The organism is Streptomyces sp. FH025 (assembly GCF_017427025.1).
GTDB lineage: Bacteria > Actinomycetota > Actinomycetes > Streptomycetales > Streptomycetaceae > Kitasatospora.
Genome location: NZ_JAFLNG010000726.1, coordinates 1 through 3,726, shown reverse-complemented (window position 1 = coordinate 3,726; position 3,726 = coordinate 1). Strand labels below are relative to the sequence as shown.

General features: G+C 74.0%; 4 protein-coding genes. 1 reads left to right on the top strand and 3 read right to left on the bottom strand.

Translation table 11 applies throughout. The annotated features are described in order from the left end of the window. Together J0670_RS32810 and J0670_RS32805 are read right to left on the bottom strand one after the other, a co-directional pair. The coding region (locus J0670_RS32810; RefSeq protein ID WP_374223216.1) for a DUF6597 domain-containing transcriptional factor at positions 1-437 on the bottom strand (437 nt) is incomplete at its 3' end. Positions 438-536: 99 nt separating this feature from the next. Next, positions 537-2,045 (bottom strand): MFS transporter, encoded by a 1,509-nt coding sequence (locus J0670_RS32805; RefSeq protein WP_207815774.1) that lies wholly within the window; start codon positions 2,043-2,045, stop codon positions 537-539. A 205-nt stretch (positions 2,046-2,250) separates the two neighbouring features. Here J0670_RS32805 and J0670_RS32800 point away from each other — a divergent pair, with 205 nt between their 5' ends. Beyond that, positions 2,251-3,036, top strand: a complete 786-nt coding sequence (locus tag J0670_RS32800) for a TetR/AcrR family transcriptional regulator (RefSeq protein ID WP_207815772.1) — start codon at positions 2,251-2,253, stop codon at positions 3,034-3,036. Between the two features lie 22 nt (positions 3,037-3,058). Here J0670_RS32800 and J0670_RS32795 read toward each other — a convergent pair. Beyond that, on the bottom strand, positions 3,059-3,726 hold a 668-nt coding region (locus tag J0670_RS32795), incomplete at its 5' end, for an isocitrate lyase/phosphoenolpyruvate mutase family protein (protein ID WP_207815771.1).

Genomic DNA, 3,726 nt, shown 5'->3' with positions numbered 1-3,726 from the left:
AGCGCCCGGGCCACCGCCCGCACCAGCGGGTCCTCCGGCGGCGCCTCGGCCGCCAGGTGCAGCGCCAGCCGTTCCAGGGCGGCGGCCGGGTCGGCCGCGGCGTCGATCCGTTCGGTGAGGCGCCGCACCTCGGCGGCGGGCCGCAGGTCGGCCAGGTCGACGCGCCGGTCGCGCAGTTCGTGCGCGGGCACTCCGAGCAGGGCGGGGGCGGCGCCCGGGCGGAGGCGGACGCCCGCCCACGGTCCGCGCTGCCCGGGCCCGGGGCGGAAGGCGCGGGTGTCGGGCCCGGCGACCAGCAGCCGGCCCTCGGTCCACAGCAGGTCCATGCAGCCGTCCGGCAGCACCAGCCCGCCCGCACCGTCGCCGGCGTCCGCGCCCTTCGTCCACACCACCGCACCGGGCAGTCGGGACGCGCGCTCCGCGTAGTGGGGGGACATGCCCGAAGGCTACGTGCCCCGGGCACCCTGACGGGCCCGGCCGCGGGAGGCGATCGGGCCCCGTCAGGAGTGCGGGCTCAGCCCGTCAGGGGTGCGGGCTCAGCCCGCCGCCTCGACAGCGGGCTCGGCCGGCGCCTCCGCGCCGCCGCCCTTCGCCCCGTCCCTCATCAGGACCAGCGTGAGCGCCGCGGCCACCAGGACGGCGGCGCCGCCCGCCGTGAAGGTGGTGGAGGTGGCGGTGTTGAAAGCCTCGCGGGCGGCGGCGGCCAGGGCGTGATCACCGGTGGCGGCGGAGGCCGCGAGCGCGTCGGTGATGGCGTGCCGGGCGGGCTCGGGGGCGTCGGCGGCCATCGCGCCGGTGTAGGTGCTGGAGAGCACGGTGCCGAGGACGGCCACGCCGAGCGCGGCGCCGGACTGCTGGATGGTGTCGTTGAGCGCGGAGCCGACGCCCGCGTGCTCGCCGGGGATGGCGCCCATCAGCGCGTTGGCGGCGGCCGGCATGCCGAGGCCGGAGCCGATGCCCAGCACCAGCATGGCCACCGCGACCTTGGCGAAGCCGTCGCCGACCGAGAGCGTGGCCAGCAGGGCGAACCCGGCCGCGATGATCAGCATGCCGACGGAGGTCAGCACCCGGGCCGGGACCTTCTTGCCGATCGCGGCGCCGATCGCGTTGAACAGCAGCGAGGCGATGGCCAGCGGGATGAAGGCCAGGCCGGTGTCGGTGGGCGAGAAGTCCAGCACGAACTGCACGTACTGGGTGAGCACCAGCATCAGCCCGCCGGTCGCGAAGGTCAGCAGGACGAGCGAGAAGCTGGCGCCGGTGAAGACCCGGTTGCGGAACAGCATGAGCGGGACCATCGGCGAGTCGGTGCGGACCTGCCGGACGGCGAAGCCGGTCAGCGCGGCCACCGCGACGGCGAGCGCGCCGAGGGTGTTGACGTCGGTGAAGCCGTCCCGGGGCAGCACGATGATCGACCAGACCAGGGCGGTCATGCCGACCATCGAGAGCAGCATGCCGGGCAGGTCGGGCCGGCGCCACGGCCCCTTGGACTCCGGCATCAGCAGGACCGCGGCGAGGATGGCCACCACCGCGACGGGCACGTTGAGCAGGAACACCGCGCCCCACCAGAAGTGCGCGATCAGCGCGCCGCCCAGCACCGGGCCGCCGACGAGGCCGACCATGGCCACCGCGCTCCAGGCGGCGATCGCCTTGGGCCGCTCCTCGTCGTCGAAGACGGTGATCAGGATGGACAGGGTGCTGGGCATGACCAGCGCGCCGCCGACGCCCATCAGGACGCGCCCGGCGATCAGCTGGCCCGGGCTGTCGGCGACGGCCGCCACCAGTGAGGCCGCGCCGAACAGTGCCAGGCCGATGATCATCACTTTTCGTCGCCCGAAGCGGTCGGAGAGGCTGCCCGAGGTCAGCAGCAGCCCGGCGAAGACCAGGATGTACGAGTCGATGATCCACTGGATGTCCTGCGCGCCGGCCTTGAGGTCCTCGGCGATCGGCGGGATGGACACCGTGAGCACCATGTTGTCGATCACCAGCACCAGGCTGCTGAGGCAGAGCACGATCAGGATGAGCCAGCGACGCGGGTGACGATCCACCGCGATTCCCCCTTCGATGAGCCGCACGGAAGCCGTACGGAAGTCGTCGTGGGCACACCGTCCACAGCCCTCGGCCGTACGGCGTGCGCCACGCCGAACACTGTACGGACGCCGTACAGTGTTCGCAAGGCCGCACAGTGTGCGCCAGCGGGCCTATGCTGGACCGACCGCACCCGGACCAGGGAGCCAGTGGAAGGAGGGCCTGATGACGGCCCATTCGGAGGACACCCCGGCGAGCAGCCGGACCGGCTCGCAGCCGGGCATCCCGTCGCCGTGGAACCGCCCGCAGCGGCGGCGCGAGCAACCCGCCCTGAGCCGCGACCAGATCGTCGCCGAGGCCCTCGCACTGCTGGACGCCGACGGCATCGAGGCGCTGAGCATGCGCAAGCTGGGCGCCCGCCTCAACGCCGGCGCGACCTCGCTGTACACGCACGTCTCCAACAAGGAGGAACTGCTCGCCCTGGTCGTCGACCAGGTCTTCGGCGAGCTGTCGATGCCCCCGGCCGAGGGCGCCGAGGACCCGAAGGTCTGGCGCGGGGCCCTCATGGACTGCGCCCAGGGCATGCGCGCCCTCATCATGCGCCACCCGTGGATGGTCTCGGTGATCGGTGACGCCGGGATGATCTACTTCGGCCCCAACTGGATGCGGATCTCCGAGGACGGCCTGGCCCTGATGGAGACCGCCGGCTTCGGACTCGCCGAGGCCAACGACGCGATGAGCGCGGTCATGGGCTACACCATCGGGACCGCCTGCGTGGAGGCCTCCTGGCTGAGCGCGCTGCACAAGAGCGGCGAGGACGAGCAGGAGTTCATGGACCGGATGCTGCCCGCCGTCATCGAGGCCACCAAGGACTATCCGCGGCTGCACCGGCTGTACACCACCGAGGTGCCGGCCGAGATCGACGAGGGCCGGGACAGCGGCTTCACCCGCGGCCTCTCGGTGATCCTGGACGGGATCGAGGCGGCCCGGGCGGCCCAGCACGAGGGCTGAGCCCGGACCGCCCCGACGGGCGTCAACTCCCGCTCAGCGCCTGCACCTCCGCGTAACCCGGCACCGGCCCGACCGGCTCACCGGCGGCCACCGCACCTGCCGTGGCCACCGCCGCCGCCAGCCCCGCCCGGTACAGCAGCGAGCCGAGGCTGACCCGGGCCACCCCGAGCCCGGCCAGCTCGGCGAGGCCCGGGCCGGTCGGCGTCAGGAGGATGTTGAGCGGGACGGACACCCGGCCCACCAGCCGGGCGATCGCCGCCGGATCGGCCAGCCCGGGGACGAACACGCCGTCCGCGCCCGCCCGCTGGTAGGCGTCCAGGCGCCGTACGGCCTCCGGCTCCGGGTCGTCGTGGCCGCACCAGTAGATGTCGGTGCGGGCGTTCACGAACAGCTCCGGCACGGCCGCCTTCACCGCGGCGACCTTCGCCGCGTGGAGGGCGGACGGCGCCAGCGTGCCGTCCGCCCGGCCGTCCTCCAGGTTGATGCCGGCCACCCCGGCCTTCGCCAACTCGACGGCGAGTGCGGCGACTTCCTCCGGGTCGTCGCTGAATCCGGACTCCACATCGACGCTGAGCAGGAAGTCGCCCCGGCCGAGCCGACGGGCCAGCCGTACGGTCTCCTCCCGGGTGGCGGCGGCGCCGTCGGGCAGCCCGGCGGCGGCCGCCACGCCCAGGCTGGTGGTGCCGATCG

Bases quoted from the DNA above. Each gene is read 5' to 3' on its own strand.
- J0670_RS32800 (WP_207815772.1), top strand. From the start codon at position 2,251: ATGACGGCCCATTCGGAGGACACCCCGGCGAGCAGCCGGACCGGCTCG.